Annotated in this window: 14 protein-coding genes; 10 read left to right on the forward strand and 4 right to left on the reverse strand. The window is 62.0% G+C overall.

Features of this window, described 5'->3' with window-relative positions:
• The 4 genes from HXW87_RS15445 to HXW87_RS15460 form a co-directional block, all read left to right on the forward strand.
• On the forward strand, window positions 1-2,721 hold a 2,721-nt coding region (locus HXW87_RS15445; RefSeq protein ID WP_239776500.1), incomplete at its 5' end, for a non-ribosomal peptide synthetase.
• Window positions 2,722-2,787: 66 nt separating this feature from the next.
• Complete coding sequence (gene macA, locus HXW87_RS15450) at window positions 2,788-3,936, forward strand: macrolide transporter subunit MacA (protein WP_239776501.1); 1,149 nt, start codon at window positions 2,788-2,790, stop codon at window positions 3,934-3,936.
• Window positions 3,937-3,938: 2 nt separating this feature from the next.
• Window positions 3,939-5,897: a MacB family efflux pump subunit gene (locus HXW87_RS15455; protein WP_239776502.1), complete on the forward strand. Its 1,959-nt coding sequence runs from the start codon at window positions 3,939-3,941 to the stop codon at window positions 5,895-5,897.
• 668 nt (window positions 5,898-6,565) lie between these two features.
• A complete protein-coding gene (locus tag HXW87_RS15460; protein ID WP_086792787.1) occupies window positions 6,566-6,937 on the forward strand; it encodes a hypothetical protein in 372 nt (123 codons plus the stop codon).
• Window positions 6,938-7,447: 510 nt separating this feature from the next.
• Here the strand turns inward: HXW87_RS15460 and HXW87_RS15465 are convergent.
• Both HXW87_RS15465 and HXW87_RS15470 read right to left on the reverse strand, forming a co-directional pair.
• A complete protein-coding gene (locus tag HXW87_RS15465; protein ID WP_239776503.1) occupies window positions 7,448-8,224 on the reverse strand; it encodes a helix-turn-helix transcriptional regulator in 777 nt (258 codons plus the stop codon).
• 148 nt (window positions 8,225-8,372) lie between these two features.
• On the reverse strand, window positions 8,373-9,296 hold the full coding sequence (locus tag HXW87_RS15470) for a universal stress protein (protein WP_047293754.1): 924 nt from the start codon (window positions 9,294-9,296) through the stop codon (window positions 8,373-8,375).
• Between the two features lie 310 nt (window positions 9,297-9,606).
• Here HXW87_RS15470 and HXW87_RS15475 point away from each other — a divergent pair, with 310 nt between their 5' ends.
• From HXW87_RS15475 to HXW87_RS15490, 4 genes are all read left to right on the forward strand, one after another.
• Window positions 9,607-10,680 carry an NAD(P)-dependent alcohol dehydrogenase gene (locus HXW87_RS15475; RefSeq protein ID WP_095668999.1) on the forward strand — a complete coding sequence of 358 codons (1,074 nt, stop codon included), beginning with the start codon at window positions 9,607-9,609 and terminating at the stop codon, window positions 10,678-10,680.
• Between the two features lie 35 nt (window positions 10,681-10,715).
• Window positions 10,716-10,931 carry a hypothetical protein gene (locus HXW87_RS15480; protein WP_239776504.1) on the forward strand — a complete coding sequence of 72 codons (216 nt, stop codon included), beginning with the start codon at window positions 10,716-10,718 and terminating at the stop codon, window positions 10,929-10,931.
• Between the two features lie 38 nt (window positions 10,932-10,969).
• The gene (locus tag HXW87_RS15485; protein ID WP_239776505.1) at window positions 10,970-12,208 is read left to right on the forward strand and encodes a DUF4010 domain-containing protein; all 1,239 of its coding nucleotides are present in this window, start codon (window positions 10,970-10,972) and stop codon (window positions 12,206-12,208) included.
• A gap of 116 nt (window positions 12,209-12,324) precedes the next feature.
• A complete protein-coding gene (locus tag HXW87_RS15490; protein WP_182404380.1) occupies window positions 12,325-13,248 on the forward strand; it encodes a universal stress protein in 924 nt (307 codons plus the stop codon).
• A 50-nt stretch (window positions 13,249-13,298) separates the two neighbouring features.
• On the opposite strand, the gene HXW87_RS15495 is transcribed toward HXW87_RS15490, so the two are convergent.
• On the reverse strand, window positions 13,299-13,862 hold the full coding sequence (locus tag HXW87_RS15495; protein WP_041074987.1) for a GNAT family N-acetyltransferase: 564 nt from the start codon (window positions 13,860-13,862) through the stop codon (window positions 13,299-13,301).
• Window positions 13,863-14,086: 224 nt separating this feature from the next.
• Here HXW87_RS15495 and HXW87_RS15500 point away from each other — a divergent pair, with 224 nt between their 5' ends.
• Window positions 14,087-15,001 (forward strand): universal stress protein, encoded by a 915-nt coding sequence (locus HXW87_RS15500; RefSeq protein ID WP_239776506.1) that lies wholly within the window; start codon window positions 14,087-14,089, stop codon window positions 14,999-15,001.
• A 16-nt stretch (window positions 15,002-15,017) separates the two neighbouring features.
• Here the strand turns inward: HXW87_RS15500 and fnr are convergent, their stop codons facing one another.
• Window positions 15,018-15,761 (reverse strand): fumarate/nitrate reduction transcriptional regulator Fnr, encoded by a 744-nt coding sequence (gene fnr, locus HXW87_RS15505; RefSeq protein WP_182404381.1) that lies wholly within the window; start codon window positions 15,759-15,761, stop codon window positions 15,018-15,020.
• 260 nt (window positions 15,762-16,021) lie between these two features.
• Here fnr and HXW87_RS15510 point away from each other — a divergent pair, with 260 nt between their 5' ends.
• Window positions 16,022-16,942: a universal stress protein gene (locus HXW87_RS15510; RefSeq protein WP_239776507.1), complete on the forward strand. Its 921-nt coding sequence runs from the start codon at window positions 16,022-16,024 to the stop codon at window positions 16,940-16,942.
• Window positions 16,943-16,966: the final 24 nt, after the last annotated feature.

Consider the following 16,966-nt stretch of genomic DNA (forward strand, 5'->3'; position numbering starts at 1 on the left):
GTGGACAGCACGGGCTGGACGCTGGAACCGGACATGCCGGTGCCGGACAACGTGGTGCCAATCGGCACAGCCTTGAGCAACACCCGCCTGTACGTGCTCGATGCTTACGGTCAACCGGTACCGCAAGGCGTCAGCGGCGAGTTGCACATCGGCGGCGTCGGCGTGGCGCGGGGTTATCACGGTTTGCCAGAGATGCAGGCCGAGCGTTTTATCGACAGCCCGTTTGTGCCGGGGGATCGGCTGTATCGCACCGGGGATCTGGCGCGCTACAACAATCATGGGGAACTGGAATTCCTTGGTCGCAACGACTTCCAGATCAAGCTGCGTGGTTTGCGTCTGGAGCCGGGAGAAATCGAGGCGCGATTGATCGAACATCCGGCGATTCGCGAGGCGGTGGTGATGGTGCGTGATGAACGTCTGGTGGCCTGGTACACCCTGCGCGCCGGCATCGACGCGCCGTCACTGGAAACCTTGCGCGCGCATGTGCTGGAAAGTTTGCCCGAGTACATGGTGCCCGGTGCGTTCGTAGTGCTCGACGCTTTGCCGCTGACACCGAACGACAAGATCGACCGCAAGGCCTTGCCGGAGCCGGGGGCCGATGCCGTCATCAATCGCCCATACGTGGCACCCCAGGGTGAAGTCGAAACCGCGCTGGCGCGGATCTGGGGCGAGGTGCTTGGCGTCGAACAGGTCGGACGGCACGACAACTTCTTTGANGCCTTGCCGGAGCCGGGGGCCGATGCCGTCATCAATCGCCCATACGTGGCACCCCAGGGTGAAGTCGAAACCGCGCTGGCGCGGATCTGGGGCGAGGTGCTTGGCGTCGAACAGGTCGGACGGCACGACAACTTCTTTGAACTGGGTGGGCATTCGTTGCTGGCGGTGAAGCTGGTCAATCTGCTGCAACGGGCCGGGCTGCCACTGTCGCTGGCCGAGCTGTTCCAGCATCCGAGTATCGAGTCTGCCGCCGCGCTGCTCAGTCAGGGCGAGGCACTCAGTCAGCCTGAAGGGCTGGTCGTGGTGCGCGCCGGGGAACACGGTACGCCGCTGTTCCTGTTGCACGAATTCAGCGGCAGGGACGTGTATTTCCCGACGCTGGCCCAGCACATCGGTGGCGAGTTCCCGATTTACGGCCTGCCCGGCGTGCCGCTGGGGCAAGCGCCATTGCGCACGCTGGAGTGCATGGCGCAGCGCATGGTCGGGATCATCCGTTCGGTGCAGCCACATGGGCCGTATCGTCTGGCGGGTTGGTCGTTCGGCGGGGTGCTGGCGCATGAGGTCGCCCAGCAATTGCTTGGCCTCGATGAACCGGTGGAGTTTATCGGCATGCTCGACAGCTATGCGCCAAATCCGCTCGCCCAGGACAAAACGATGTGGAGCGGCGAGGGCCTGGACAAGCGCCAGTTACTCGGCCATTGCCGTGGCCGTTCGCTGATGCTCGGTGCTGAAAGCGAGGCAGCGCTGGCGGCGGTGCAAACGCTGGAAGCGCAAGTCGAACAACTGGATTTCCCCGAGCTGTTCCAGCGCTGTCAGGCGCAGCAACTGACCGATCCGGAACTGGCGACGGTCAGCGCGGCGGACGCCTGGCATTACTTTGATCGCGAAGCCGCGCATCGCCTGGCGCTGGCACATTACCGGGTCAGCCCGGCGAGCCAGCCGATCCACTTGTTCCGTGCTCAGGAGCGGATGGACGGCCAGTCATTGCCGAGCCCGACGCGCGGCTGGGAAGAGCGCTTCGATATCGGCTTGCTGCGTTGCATCGACATCCCCGGCGATCACCGGACCATGATGAAGCCTCCGCACATTCAGGCACTCGGTCAGGCCATTACCGAAGCGCTGGAAACCCTGGTGACGCCGCAGCCGGCGCCGTATCAACCGCTGTTGACGATCCAGACCGGGTACGCCGGGCATGCGCCGATTTTCTGCGTGCCGGGGGCGGGTGACAGTGTCACCGGGTTCATTCACCTGACCGAGGCGATCGGCCCGGAGTGGCCGATCATCGGCCTGCAACCGCGCGGGCTGGACGGCGTCAGTGTGCCGCACAGCGCGGTCGAAGCCGCTGCCGCGTTCTACCTGCAAGCCATCGAGCAGATCCATCCGCAAGGGCCGCTGCACCTGATCGGTCATTCGTTCGGCGGTTGGGTGGCGCATGCCATGGCGGCGCAGTTGCAGGCGGCCGGGCGCGAGGTGGCGTCGTTGACCTTGATCGACAGCGAGGCGCCGGGCGCTGACGGCACGGCGGGCAAGCCGTACACCGCGACTGCGGTGCTGCAACGGCTGATCGACACCTTGCAGTTGTCCTGTGGCAAGTCGCTGGGCATCGATCCGGCGACCTTCGCCAACGCCGACGACACCACGCAGTTGCGTCTGCTGCACGCCGGCATGGTGCGCGCCGGGGTGCTGTCGGAGCGCGCGGCACCGGACGCGATGCACGGCCCGGTCCGCACGTTCGCCAGCGCCTTGCGCACGGTCTATCAGCCGCGTCTGGCCTACAGCGGGCCGGTGCGGCTGGTGCTGGTCGATGACCCGACGCTGGACGAGTGGGGCAATCAGCGCGAACAGGCGGCGATGCTCGAAGGCTGGCAGCGGCAGGTCAGTGATCTGGCGGTGTGGTACGGGCCGGGCAACCACTTCACGATTCTCAAGGCGCCCAACGTCTTCAGTTTCGCCGCGTGGTGGCATGACGGTCTGGCGCTGGCGGTCGGCGAAGCGCTGTCCTGAGTGTGGTTTTTCTATCAAGACCCGGCCGCTGGCCGGGTCCATCCCTGAACGGACTTGTGGTTATTTATGGAAAAGTCGAAGTTGCGCAAAGTCGGTATGGGGTTGGCGTTGGCGGCGGTGGCCGGGTTGGTGCTGTACACGGTGCAGGCCCCCGCCGAAGCGCCGAAATACCAGACAGCGCCGGTCGAACGCACGGACATCGAAAACACCGTGCTCGCCACCGGTTTGCTGGAAGGCGTCAAGCAAGTAGATGTCGGCGCGCAAGTGTCGGGGCAGTTGAAGTCGCTCAAGGTCAAGGTCGGCGACAAGGTGAAGAAGGGCCAGTGGCTGGCGGAAATCGATCCGTTGGTGCTGCAGAACACCCTGCGTCAGGCGCAGGTCGATGAGGAGAACCTGCAGGCGCAGAAGCGCGCAACGCAGGCGCAGCTCAAGCAGACCAAAGCGATATACCAGCGCTATCAGAACCTGCAGGAAGACGCCTCGATCTCGCGTCAGGATTTCGAAACCGCGCAATCGGACTACGAGGTGCAGCAGGCCAATCTGTTGTCGCTGGACGCGCAGATCAAGAGTGCGCACATCCAGATCGACACCGCCAAGGTCAACCTCGCGTATACGCGGATCGTCGCACCCATCGATGGCGACGTGGTCGGCATCGTCACCCAGGAAGGCCAGACCGTGATCGCTAACCAGTTGGCGCCGATCCTGCTGAAACTGGCGGATCTGGACACCATGACCATCAAGGCGCAGGTCTCGGAAGCGGACGTGATCCATATCGCGCCGGGACAGCAGGTGTACTTCACCATTCTCGGTGAGGACAAACGCTATTACGGCAAGCTGCGCGGTACTGAACCGGCGCCGCAGAACTTCCTCGAAACGCCGCCGGCCGGCACCCCGAAACAAAACACCGCGGTGTTTTACAACGCGCTGTTCGAGGTGCCCAATCCCGACCATCGCTTGCGTATCTCGATGACCGCGCAGGTGCGTATCGTCCTTGATACCGCGCAATCGGTGTTGACGGTGCCGGTGGCCGCGCTCGGCCCACGCAACGCCGATGGCAGCTTTCCGGTGCGGGTGCTGGACGCCAAGGGCCAGGCGCAGTCGCGCAACGTGCAGACCGGGATCAACAACAACGTCAAAGTGCAGATCAATCAGGGCCTGAATGAAGGCGAGCGGGTAGTGATCGGCGATCCACTGCCCGCCGTGGCGGGGGCTTGAGCATGACGCAGCCGTTACTGCAACTGACCGGCATCACCCGCAGTTTCACTGCCGGCGACCGCGAGTTTCTCGCGCTGAAGAACATCAACCTGACGATCAACGCCGGAGAAATGGTGGCGATCATCGGCGCATCCGGGTCCGGCAAATCAACCCTGATGAACATCCTCGGCTGCCTCGATTACGCCACCGCCGGCAGCTACAGGATCAACGGTCAGGAGACCCGCGACCTCGACGATCAGGCGCTGGCTGAGCTGCGCCGCGATTACTTCGGTTTCATCTTCCAGCGCTATCACTTGCTGCCGCACCTGAGCGCGATGCACAACGTCGAGATGCCGGCCATCTACGCCGGCATCCCGGCACCGCAACGCCACGCCCGCGCCCGTGAGTTGCTGGCGCGGCTGGGCCTCGACGGGCACCTGACGCATCGCCCGAGTCAGCTCTCCGGCGGTCAGCAGCAGCGGGTGAGTATCGCCCGGGCCTTGATGAATGGCGGTGAAGTGATCCTTGCCGACGAACCCACCGGCGCGCTCGACACCGCCAGTGGCAAGGAGGTGATGCGCATTCTGCTGGAGCTGCACGCAGCCGGGCACACGGTGATTCTGGTGACCCACGACCCGAAAGTCGCGGCCAATGCCGAGCGCATCATCGAAGTCAGCGACGGCGAAATCCTCAGCGACCGGCGCAACCAGCGCGACACCGGGCAACTGTCGGACGAAGAGCAGGTGCCGGCCAAACCACCGGCGACCCGCCGCCTGGTCGCCAGCCTCGGGCTGTTCAAGGAAGCCTTCAACATGGCCTGGGTGGCGCTGATTTCACACCGCATGCGCACCTTGCTGACCATGCTCGGGATCGTCATCGGCATCACCTCGGTGGTGTCGATTTCGGCGATCGGCGAGGGCGCGAAAAACTACGTGCTCAAGGACATCTCGGCGATTGGCAGCAACACCATCGACATCTATTCCGGCAGCAGTTTCGGTGACAAGCGCGCCGCATCGATCGAGACGCTGGTGCCGGCCGACGTTACCGCGCTGAATCAGCTGTATTACGTCGACAGCGCCACCCCGGTGGTCGGCCGCAGCATGCTCCTGCGTTACCGCAACATCGACCTCGACGCGCAGATCAACGGCGTCAGCGACCAGTACTTCCAGGTGCGCGGGATCAAACTGGAGGCGGGCATTACCTTCAGCGAAAGCGATGCGCGGCGCCAGGCGCAGGTGGTGGTGATCGACTACAACACCCGGCATCGGTTGTTCGGTGAGGGCGTCGATCCGCTGGGGCAGGTGATTCTGATCGGCAACCTGCCGTGCACGGTGATCGGCGTGGCAGCCGAGAACAAAAACCTGTTTGCCTCGGGCAAGACCCTCAACGTCTGGGTGCCCTACGAAACCGCCGCCGGCCGGATCCTGGGCCAACGCTTCCTCGACAGCATCAGCGTACGGATCAAGGACGGCCAATCGAGCAAAGTGGTGGAAAATCATGTCACCCAATTGCTGCTGCAACGCCACGGCATCAAGGATTTTTACACCAACAACCTCGACAGCGTGATGCAGACCGTACAGAAAACCAGCCGCTCGCTGGCCTTGCTGCTGTCGCTGATCGCGGTGATTTCGCTGGTGGTCGGCGGCATCGGGGTGATGAACATCATGCTGGTGTCGGTCACCGAGCGTACCCGCGAGATTGGCATTCGCATGGCGGTCGGCGCACGGCAGTCGGACATTCGTCAGCAGTTTCTGGTGGAGGCGGCGATGGTCTGCCTGCTCGGCGGGGCCATCGGCATTTCCCTGTCGTACGCCATCGGCCACCTGTTTTCGCTGTTCATCAAGGAATGGGAAATGGTGTTCTCCATGGCCTCGGTGTTGACGGCGGTGATTTGCTCGACGCTGATCGGCATCGTCTTCGGCTTCGTCCCCGCGCGTAATGCATCGCGCCTGGACCCGATCGAAGCGTTGGCACGGGACTGATTGCCGAAGCTGATTGGCCGGGCTCGTGCCTGAAGCGCACAAATCGAAAGGGACGGGTCACGAACCCGTCCCTGTTTTTCGCCCTCAATCCAACTGTGGCTGGCTTGCCAGCGATGACGGCCCACAAGCCGACCAACCTCTCAACTGAATGCCCTCAATCCAACTGTGGGAGCTGGCTTGCCAGCGATGACGGCCTACAAGCCGACCAACCTCCCAACTGAATGCACTCATTCCAACTGTGGGAGCGAGCCTGCTCGCGAAAGCGTCCTGCCAGACAAAATCAAAACAACAGAGCAAACGCCGCACATAAACATAACCCCGCAACCACGTTTAAAGTACACGAACCGTAACGCCATACCGGCTACAACGCCTTGCGCCGTTACCTACGCGTACGCCAGAATCCGCCGGCTTACACGGCTATGGGCGGGCTATATCGTTTCCCGGTCACTGAAAATCAGTGATCGGGTTTGGTAGCCCGTCTGTAATAGCTGTATGGCAACACCTATGCAGTCCCTTTGCGGGGCTCGGTTTTATGGTGGTCATGCGTGGGGCTCACTCGTGAGCGCCGGGTTCCTATTGCAGCCGGTCTACCAACCCGCGTATGGCCACCACCCCTCGTTTGGTAGCGAGAGTGATGGCTCCTGAATAACTGCAATAGGAGTACATCCATGTTCAAAGCCACACCCAACCCCCCAGACACCTCAATCCCGTACGACCCAGCCCTCGACCCGCAGAAGATAAAAGCGGCCACCGACCGCGCCATCAACTTCTACCTCAACCCCGGCGCCCTGAAGATCTCGATCCCTTCAACACCCTCAAGCAAATCCAACAGAATCTTCCTCATCGACCCCACCGTGGACGAGGAAACCTTGCTCGTCGAAGCCTGCGAATCGTTAGCCGCCGCCAGCGACATGGCCCGCGATATTGGCGACGTCATCGACCACCCACAGCGCCGGGCCATGCTGATGCTGCATCAGGTGATCATGCTCAGTGAACTGATGGTCAACCGAGTGCTGGACGGCCGCCGCGTGCCGAACTAACTGCCCGGTCCTCTGTAGGAGCTGCCGCAGGCTGCGATCTTTTAATCTTGCTTTTAAAAACAAGATCAAAAGATCGCAGCCTGCGGCAGCTCCTACAGGTCATCATTCATTCAAAATGCCTCGATCGGAGTTCCAGCTGATGTCCGAAACCCCACCCAATCCGCCGATTACAGACCCGGTATCGCCGTACGAATCCCTCAACTCCAGAAAACTCCACGAAGCCGCCGAACGCGCCCTGGACCACTNTCATCATTCATTCAAAATGCCTCGATCGGAGTTCCAGCTGATGTCCGAAACCCCACCCAATCCGCCGATTACAGACCCGGTATCGCCGTACGAATCCCTCAACTCCAGAAAACTCCACGAAGCCGCCGAACGCGCCCTGGACCACTACCTCGCGCCCGCGCACATCATGGCGACGCCGTACAGCCCCAGCAGCATGTTCTTGGTCAATCATGTAAAAAAACCGCCACCCGGGGAGGGCGGCGGTTTTTTTCTTCAGTGGCGGACTCAGGCCGCGCTGGTGGCGGTGGACGTGTCCTCCGGCGAGTACATCCAGCGCATCAACGAATGCCGGCCGCTGATTCCCAGCTTGATCGCGGCGCGCTTGAGATAGCTTTCCACCGTGTTGACCTTCAACTGCAATTGCTCGGCCAGCTCCGGCGCGGTACGCCCGGCGAGCAGGCCAATGCACACCTCGGTTTCGCGATTGGACAGGCTCAGGCCCAGTTGCTGCAAACGTTCGTTGAAGCGCAGTCGCAGGTTGTCCAGGCCCGGTTGCGCGCCGTCAGTGCCGGGCGACGGCTCTTCAGTGCCGGTTTGCAAGGGTTGCAGGGCGTGAATGTGTTTTTCCACCATCGGCAACAGCACCGGAGAGATGTCCTGCAACAAACTCTGTTCCTGGGCCGAGAACCGTTGCGACTGGTCATTGCGATACACCGAAATCACGTAGCGATAGCCGTCCTTGCGTCGGGTCAGGTGCAATTGTGAGGCGTCGGCGTCGGCGTCGGCGTCGGCGCTGGCGGAGGCGGGCGGGTCTATTGGCGCGCTCGAGCGTGCGGCAATGTGTTCGCAGAATACCGTTTCAGCCTGCTGGGCCGGGTCTTTGCCGGTTTCCGGCGGATTGCGATGGGCGGGGCGGCCCACCGGCTCAACGCGCATTTGCCGAATGTGCGTGGCGTCCACCGCCAGTTGCGTCTGGATCAGGTCATGCAGCATTCGCGGAAAGTGCCGGCTACCGGTGCTCGCAATGACTTTGCCGATATGGGGAAACAGGTGTGAGTTCATAAACATCATCCATGAGTTGCAGGTGAAACAGTCCCATTCCTGACCTGCGTCGAGCGTGTTCCCTGGTCGACGCAATGTCAGGATGTGGATCCTATCCTAGTACAACGTTTGAAAGACGGTTTAATGAAGGCGTTATCAGCTTATAACTTCACTCGATTTTTTCCGGCGCCACCACCCACACGCTGCATGGCATCTTGTACAGCAGGTGTTCGACGGTGCTGCCGATCAGACGGCCCACACCCCGGTGGGCGATGCGGCCCATGACGATCATGTCGATGTCATAAGCATCGGCGTAGCTGGCCAGTACCTTGGCCGGGTCGCCCAGGATCATGTGCTGGTTTTCTGCCGGAATATCGTTGCGTTCGGCCAGCTCACGGAACGCTTCGCCCTGGGCATCGAACAGCGCCTTGGCGGCACTGGAGGAAAAGAACGCGGAGGCGTGATCGAAACCGAATTCGGCGGCGCTGAGCGAGGTCAGGTCATGGGCGTAAATCACGTCGAGCTGCGCATTACACAGCGTCGCCAGTTTATCGGCCTCGTACAGAATCCGGTCGTTCAGACCTTGGTACTGACCATCGCGATGGAACGGGTCGACCGCCGCGACAATCCGCCGTGGCAGGGCGTGTTGCACATGGCTGACGAAATGCAGCGGCACCGGGCATTCGCGCAGCAGGTGCACATCCAGCGGGGTGAACATCAGGCGCGACAGCAGTGATTCGTGCTCCAGTGCCTTGATCAGCGCCGTCATCGGTTGTTCGCGCAGGTGAATGAGGATTTCCTGCAGCGGCCTTTCGACCCAGACCACCTCGGTGGTGACGTGCACCCCGAGTTTACGCAATGGCCGGGCCTGGTCCTCGAGCCATTGATGATGGCGTTCGATGTAGCCCAGGCGCATCTGTTCCAGCGCTTGTTCGTTGACCAGTCCGGCGGTCGCCAGGCCTTCCAGATAATCGAACGCAACGATGTGCAACGCCGCGTCGGAGGCCTTGGCCAGCGCGGCGGCGCGCTCGAAAGCCGGGCTGTTTTTCATCAGGGGCGAAACCACCAGCATGAAACGCGATTGTTCAGACATGACAAATCTCCCGTGGTTGATCGCACACACGACGCGAAAGGGCGGCGTTGTGTTCGGGCCGTGAGCCTTGAGTCCATCGTGGCCCGGGCGTGGCGGGCGGGATTGATATTTGTCAACGGGATGATTCACCCACACGGTTCATCGGACGCACGGTAGGGGGAGGCTGTCCGAGGTCCCGGGTGGGAGCGGGCGTGCTCGCGACAGCGGTGGGCTGATCCGCAGTTTGTTTGACCATTATCAACGTTGGCGCTGTGACGACGGCGCAGTCTTGAAGACATCTCAAGCTGCGACCCGCTCAGAGGATTTGATCATGACCATGATGAAAGCAGCGATCTTCGTCGAAAAGAACCGCATCGTGCTCGACGACAAGCCGATTCCGCAAGTTGGGCCGCTGGATGCGCTGGTGCGCGTCACCACCACGACTATTTGCGGCACCGACGTGCATATCCTGCGCGGCGAATACCCGGTGGCCAAAGGGCTGACCATCGGTCATGAGCCGGTGGGCGTCATCGAGCGGCTGGGTTCGCAGGTGCGTGGTTTCGTCGAGGGTCAACGGGTGATCGCCGGAGCTATCACGCCCAGCGGCCAAAGTTACGCCTGCCTGTGCGGTTGCGGCTCGCAGGACGGCCCGGACACCCGCCACGGCTTCAAGGCGATTGGCGGCTGGAAGTTCGGCAACACCATTGACGGCTGCCAGGCCGAATACGTGCTGGTGCCGGACGCCCTGGCCAATCTGTGCCCGATCCCCGACGGCCTCAGCGACGAACAAGTGCTGATGTGCCCGGACATCATGTCCACCGGTTTTTCCGGGGCGGAACGCGGGGAGATCAACATCGGCGACAGCGTCGCGGTCTTTGCCCTCGGGCCGATCGGCCTGTGTGCGGTAGCGGGGGCGCGCCTCAAGGGCGCCACCACGATCATCGGCGTCGATGCCGTGCCCGAACGCATGAGCGTCGCCCGCCGACTGGGCGCGACCCATGTGGTCAACTTCAAGGACGGCGACGTGGTCGAGCAGATCATGGCGTTGACCGATGGCCGTGGCGTCGACGTGTCCATCGAAGCGCTGGGCACCCAAGGTACGTTCGAATCGGCCTTGCGGGTGCTGCGTCCCGGTGGTCGCTTGTCGAGCCTGGGAGTGTACTCCAGCGACCTGCACATTCCGCTCAATGCCTTTGCCGCCGGGCTGGGCGATTACAGCATCGTCTCGACCCTGTGCCCCGGTGGCAAGGAACGCATGCGCCGCTTGATGGCGGTGGTGCAAAGCGGCGCGGTGGATCTGTCGCCGCTGGTGACCCATCGCTTCAAACTCGATGACATCGAGGCGGCGTATGAGCTGTTTGCGCATCAGCGCGACGGGGTCATGAAGGTGGCGATTACCCCTTGAACAAGGGCCTTTTCCGATTCGACGGAGGCTTTTCGATGAACATTGATATCAGTGCAACGGCGGCGCCGCATGGCTGGGTGGTGTCGCTGGATGATTGTCGCGTGTACTTCAATCAGTTGCAGGAGGCGCAGGCTTTTGTCTGCCGGCTCCAGGCCCGTATCGACGCGCCGCATCCCTGGCCACACGCAACTGAGCGTCAAACATTTACCCCACCCGCGCCGGTCAGAACCGTGAAGGCTGTTGCGGGCTGAATTCGATCCGCGCAGGGGTAAGGCAGGGCAAATCGACGATGAATGAATCCCTGGGCTTGACGGGGGCGGCGGCTGCCTTGGGCATCGGCATGCTCATCGGTCTTGAGCGCGAACGGCACAAGGGCACGGGTGAGCGTCGAGGCAGCGCTGGTTTGCGTACTTTCGCGATCAGCGCGTTGCTGGGCTACGCCGCGATGGTGGTGGGGGCGGCGCTGTTGGTGGGGATTGTCGCTATCGGTTTGACCTTGCTGATCACCGTCGCCTATTGGCGCGGGCGCGATGACGACCCCGGCGTGACCAGCGAAGTGGCGCTGCTCATTGTGCTCATATTAGGCGCGTTGTGCACACGCTCTCCCGAACTGGCGGTGGCGATAGGCGTGGTGGTGGCGGGTTTGCTGACGTATCGGGAAAAGCTGCATGACTTCGCGATCACGCAGTTGAGCGAAACCGAAATGCGCGATGGCCTGATCTTGCTGATAACCGCGCTGGTGGTGTTGCCGTTGACGCCGGATCGCTACATCGGGCCGTATGCCGCGCTCAATCTGCGCACTATTTGCACCTTGACGGTGTTGCTGATGCTGGTGGGCGCCGGCGGGCACATTGCCGTTCGTACGCTGGGCATTCGTTACGGCTACGTCCTCAGCGCCATCGCCTCCGGCTTCGCTTCCAGCACCGTGACCATTGCGACAATGGGCCATCGGCTCGCCCGGGAGCCGGCGAATCTGCGGATCCTCGGCGCGGCGGCGCTGCTGTCCAATCTGGCGACCATGGTTCAGACCGGGCTGATTCTCGCCACCGTCGATCCAGCCTTGTTGCGCACCATGTGGCTGCCGTTAGTCTGCGGCAGCGTGGCGGCGCTGATCTACAGTGCTTGTCTGATGTTTCCCCGACCCGCCAGAGGAACTGAAGAGACGCTGCCGGCAGGCGGTGCATTCAACCTGAAACTGGCCTTGATCGTCGCGTTGACCATGACTGCGATCACCCTGGTGTCATCGGCCATGCTCAGTCAATTCGGCCAGGTGGGCGTGATGCTCACCGCCACCTTCAGCGGGTTCGCCGATGCGCACGCGTCAACCGCCTCGATCGCCGGGTTGGCCAAGGCCGGTCTGTTACCGGTGGAGGCGATTGTCGCTCCGGCGCTGATCGCGATCAGCAGCAACTCGTTGAGCAAATGCGTGGTGGCCTGGGTCAGCGGCGGCAGGCGTTTCGCGGCGATTGTCATCCCCGGGCAAGTGTTACTGACACTGGCGATGTGGGCCGGCACTTTGTGGCACTGAAATCCGGCGACGCGGGTTTGAGGCAGAGCTGATCAAGATCAACTCGTCGGCAGCAGGAGCGGGCAATCTGGAGATCTGTTCACTCGATCCCGTTGGCCGCCGTGCCGAGGTGCCCCATGTCGCAGACCCAACGCTTGTTGTTGATTGCTCCCCCTACCATGAGCCACACCCCGGCGTTCGAGCGTGCCGCCGCGTTGGCCGTCGCCATGCAGTTACCGTTGCACATCGTCGCCTTCGATTACCTGCAGGCGCTGGCGGTGGCGGGCCTGTTCGCCCCTGAACAAATCCGTCTGGCCCGGGACGGTTATTTGCGCACGCATCGCCAGTGGCTGGCCGAGCAGGGCAAATTGCTCGAACGGCATGGCATCCAGGTCACCAGTGAGGTGGTCTGGGTGCAACATCCTTACGAAGAAGTCCTGCAGTTCGTCAACGAAATGCCGGTATCGCTGATCATCAAGGACGCGCAGCAGGAGTCAGCGTTGAAGCGGGTGTTTTATACCCCGCTGGATTGGCAGCTGCTGCGCGATTGCCCGGTGCCGGTGCATCTGGTCACCGATGACGTGCATCCAAGGCCACGCAGTGTGCTGGCGATCATTGACGTACTGCGCAGTGAAGATCAGGACTTGCTGTTCAACGATCAGATTGTCGACGCTGCGGTGCGCCTGGCCGAGCAGTGTGATGCCAGGCTTGAGTTGCTGCATGTCTACGACTGGGCGGCGGTGTATGCCACGGACATGGGCTACGGCGCCTTGCCGCTGGCCACCGGCATCTATGAGTCACTGGGCAGTGCGCAACAGGAGGCATTTGCCGCCCTGGCCGAACGCCACGGTGTGCCGCCGACCTGCCGACATTTTGTCGAGGGGCCACCGGTGCCGAGCATTTGCGAGTTTGCCGCCGAACATCACATTGAGGTGATCGTGTTGGGCACGGTGCAGCACCACGGCTTGAACAAGTTGTTGGGCACCACCGCCGAACAGATCCTGCATCGGGCGCCTTGCAGTGTGCTGGCGATCAAACCGGGACATACCTTGCAATCGTGAAGAATCGCCCGGTGCCGAGTCGTTTTGCAGACTCGGCACCGGGCGATTTTTTACAGGTGAAGACGGTGTATGACCTGACGGCTGTCTTCAGGATCGTGGTGAGTTTCGAACTTCAGCGCCCGCGCCAGTTCGCGCATCGGTTCGTTGCTGGCAACGTCGACCGAATACATCTGGCGGAAGCCGTTCTGGCGTGCAGCCTTGATCAGATGCTCCATCAACAGCGTCCCCAGGCCCAGGTGTTGCCATTCATCGGCAACGGTGACGGCACATTCGCATTCATGCTCGCCGGTGGCGGCATACCGGCTGATGCCGATTTCGATCAGTTGGCCGTTTTCATGCACCAGCGCGATGAACGCCGTGCGCTGCCGGTTATCGGTGTCCATCAGTTGGTCGAGCATTGCCGGGCCGGGCTCGCTGATCTGCGCCAGAAAACGCATGTGCCGGGACTCGGGCGACAGGCGCTTGATGAAGGCGTATTCACGCTCGCGATCCTTTTCCGCCAGCGGACGGATCAACACATGACGCCCATCCTTGACGGCCTCGATCCAGTGTTGCCCGGAGACTGCGGCGTAGGCCGCCACGGCTCGATCGTTGTGGTCTTTGACTGTAAGCATGGGGTAATCCTCCATCCGGTTTGAAAGGCTGACACGGGTTGAGCAACGGTTGTTTTTGATGGTTTTACGCCGTCGCCGAGGCCAGCATCTGATCTGGATCAGACACACGCGAACGCGTCACTCAATGGCCGTTGGTTGATGTAAATCAACGTCGGGCAGTGGGCCGCGAGCGCAGGCTGGAACCTTGCCGGTCGTGCAACGCCGGTGCCGAGCGGAGGTGTGTGATGGGGCAATATCAACGTGTGCTGCTGGTCGCCGACCAGACCCTGCATCAGTCACCCGCCATGCTGCGCGCCATGGCGCTGGCCAAGGCGAGCGGGGCGGCGCTGGACGTACGGGCCTTTGTCGAGCCGGTGCCGGTTGCGCATCTGTGGGAAGAAAGAATCGACGAAGTCGACGCTCAGCGCTATTTGCGGCGCTACCGCCGCTGGATCGCCGATGAAGTAGAACGGCTCAACGGCCATGGCCTGAAGGTCACCGTCGATGTGGTGTTCACCACGCACCCGTTGCTGGAGATTCTCAGGACCGTGCAGGCACTCAAGCCCGATCTGCTGATCAAGGATGTGGCGCTGGAGCCAGTGCTGAAACGGGTGTTCATCACGCCGCTCGATTGTCACTTGCTGCGTGAATGCCCGGTGCCGGTGCACCTGGTCAATCAGATTCGCTACGCATTACCGCATCGAGTGGTCGCGGCGGTGGATCCGTTCGATCCGGCCACGCAGATCAACGGTTTGAACGACACCATCATCCAGACGGCCAACGCCCTGGCCTTGCAATGTGACGCGCCGTTGCACTTGTTGTACGCCTATGACTTGTCGGCGGCATTCAACGGTGACGCACCGCTGGTGACCGGTGGCTGGAGCGGCAACTTTGTCGAGGAACTGCGTGAATCGCTGCATCAGGCTTTTGTGACGCTGGCCGATCGTCATGGCGTACCCCCGGAGCGTCGGCACTTCGCCATGGGCTTGCCGGTGCCGGTGATCAGTGAATTTGTCGAGCAGTACCTGGCTGACGTGGTGGTGATGGGCACGGTGCATCGGGTCGGCGTTGACCGGTTGATCGGCAGCAACACCGAGCGGGCACTGTACTCGGTGCCGGGCAGCATTCTGGCGGTCAGGCAACGGGCCCCTAGCGATTGACCGGCCGGGGCCGGCCTCAGTGCGGCGAGCGGTGGCAGCCGGCAACCAATTGCTTGAGGCCGTCCATGTTCTGGATTCGCACGTCGCGGCCGCTGATTTCCACCAGCCCCTGATCCCGCAGGTGAGCGATGCCCCGGCAGATGGTTTCCAGACGCAGCCCGAGAAAGGAGCCGATTTCCTCACGGCGCATTTTCAGCACGAAATCCTTCGCCGAGTAACCGCGCAGGCTCAAGCGTTGTGACAGGTTGAGCAGAAACGCCGCCAGCCGCTCATCCGAGTTCATGTTGCCCATGAGCATCAACATGCTGTGGTCGCGCACGATTTCACGGCTCAGCAACCGATTGAGGTTGTGCTGCAGTGACGGCAGGTTCTGCGCCAGTTTTTCCAGCTGCGCAAAGTGGATCGGACAGACCTCGCTGTCCTCCAGGGCAAAGGCATTGCAGGCATGCTCGTCGGCGCTGATGGCGTCCAGCCCGAGCATCTCGCCGGGGATGTGAAAACCGGTGACCTGTTCACGGCCGTCCACCGACAGCATGCTGGTCTTGAACGAGCCGATTCGCACGGCATACAACGAGCGCAGCGGATCGCCCGTGCGGTACAGCGCGGCCCCCTTTTTGACCTTGACCCGTTGCACGATCAGCGTGTCCAGGCGCTCGACTTCTGCACCGCTCATGCCGATCGGCAGACACAACTCCAGCACACTGCAGTTGGAGCACGCTGTTTTGAGGTGGTGCACAGGCAGAGCAAGTTTTTCGGACATGGGAGGGTTCACGCGGTTGGGGGTGGGTTAAGCATAGGTGCCCCGCATACGGACATCGATTTCATTTAACAACCGCCTGCGCCAGCTGACGAACGGACGAAAGTGCACTGCGGGGGAACGCAGCTGCGCCATTGCTTGATAAAAATCAGAACCCTCGCAAGGCACCGTCGGATACTGGCCGGGCAAGTGGTCACTACTCGATCGACAGGGATGTCAGGCTGGCCCTCAGGCCAGTACCGCACTGCCAGGATGAGGTTCGTATGCTCAGATTCAAGCGAATGCTGTTGATCGCGCCTGCCGAAATGGTTCGCACCCCGGCCTTTGATCGCGCGATGGCTCTGGCCCAGGCAACCGGTGCGGCGCTGCACATCGTGGCGTTCGATTATGTGCAGGCGCTGGCAGTGGCCGGTCTGTTTGATCACGATGCGATGGCCCAGGCACGCGAGGGTTATTTGCAAGTGCACCGGCACTGGCTGGAGCAACAGGCCCGGTTCCACACCCGCTGCGGCGTGCAGGTCAGCAGCGAAGTGGTCTGGGCCAGGGCCACGCCGGCGCATCTGCTGGAGTACATCAACGACTATCGGGCCGATCTGGTGATCAAGGATACCCATCATGTCCCGGCGCTGAATCGGGCATTCCATCGACCGCTGGACTGGCTGTTGCTGCGCGACTGTCCGGCCCCGGTGCATCTGGTGACCGAAGCCCGTCATCCTTTGCCGCGGAAAATGCTCGCCGCCGTCGATCTGTCGCATCTGGAGGCTCTGACCCGAGGCCTCAATGACCGCATCCTCGATCTGGCCGCCACGCTGGCAAGCGCTTGCGACGCCGAGTTGCACCTGCTCAACGTCAGCAACTGGTCGGTGCTGGGCGATGCGGCGATGAGCGTGCCGACCCTGAGTCTGGATCACAGCCTGTGCGAGGCGATCAACGACACCCAGCAAGAGGCATTTGATGCGCTGGCCGAGCGTTACACAATCGAAGCTCGACGCCGACACCAGATGAGCGGGATCCCGCACAAGGTGATCGAACAGTTCGCTCGCCAGAATGCGTTCGACCTGCTGGTGCTCGGAACCGCCTACCAGCAGGGCCTCGACGGCTTCATCGGCGCAACGGTCGAGAGTGTCCTCAACCGGGCGCCGTGCAGTTTGATGATCGCCAAACCTTTACCCGAGGTGAATTGAGACGGAAGCAGACAAGGCCGATCC

The sequence above is a fragment of the Pseudomonas sp. Y5-11 genome (genome assembly GCF_022368695.1).
GTDB lineage: Bacteria > Pseudomonadota > Gammaproteobacteria > Pseudomonadales > Pseudomonadaceae > Aquipseudomonas > Aquipseudomonas parakoreensis.

What these genes read in the sequence shown, in the direction of transcription:
- HXW87_RS15470 (WP_047293754.1), bottom strand. Translation starts at nt 9,296, where the DNA reads ATGTCTGAACAATCGCGTTTCATGCTGGTGGTTTCGCCCCTGATGAAA.
- macA (WP_239776501.1), top strand. Translation starts at nt 2,788, where the DNA reads ATGGAAAAGTCGAAGTTGCGCAAAGTCGGTATGGGGTTGGCGTTGGCG.
- HXW87_RS15480 (WP_239776504.1), top strand. Translation starts at nt 10,716, where the DNA reads ATGAACATTGATATCAGTGCAACGGCGGCGCCGCATGGCTGGGTGGTG.
- HXW87_RS15455 (WP_239776502.1), top strand. Translation starts at nt 3,939, where the DNA reads ATGACGCAGCCGTTACTGCAACTGACCGGCATCACCCGCAGTTTCACT.
- HXW87_RS15500 (WP_239776506.1), top strand. Translation starts at nt 14,087, where the DNA reads ATGGGGCAATATCAACGTGTGCTGCTGGTCGCCGACCAGACCCTGCAT.
- HXW87_RS15495 (WP_041074987.1), bottom strand. Translation starts at nt 13,862, where the DNA reads ATGCTTACAGTCAAAGACCACAACGATCGAGCCGTGGCGGCCTACGCC.
- HXW87_RS15510 (WP_239776507.1), top strand. Translation starts at nt 16,022, where the DNA reads ATGCTCAGATTCAAGCGAATGCTGTTGATCGCGCCTGCCGAAATGGTT.
- HXW87_RS15460 (WP_086792787.1), top strand. Translation starts at nt 6,566, where the DNA reads ATGTTCAAAGCCACACCCAACCCCCCAGACACCTCAATCCCGTACGAC.
- HXW87_RS15475 (WP_095668999.1), top strand. Translation starts at nt 9,607, where the DNA reads ATGACCATGATGAAAGCAGCGATCTTCGTCGAAAAGAACCGCATCGTG.
- HXW87_RS15490 (WP_182404380.1), top strand. Translation starts at nt 12,325, where the DNA reads ATGTCGCAGACCCAACGCTTGTTGTTGATTGCTCCCCCTACCATGAGC.
- HXW87_RS15465 (WP_239776503.1), bottom strand. Translation starts at nt 8,224, where the DNA reads ATGAACTCACACCTGTTTCCCCATATCGGCAAAGTCATTGCGAGCACC.
- HXW87_RS15485 (WP_239776505.1), top strand. Translation starts at nt 10,970, where the DNA reads ATGAATGAATCCCTGGGCTTGACGGGGGCGGCGGCTGCCTTGGGCATC.
- fnr (WP_182404381.1), bottom strand. Translation starts at nt 15,761, where the DNA reads ATGTCCGAAAAACTTGCTCTGCCTGTGCACCACCTCAAAACAGCGTGC.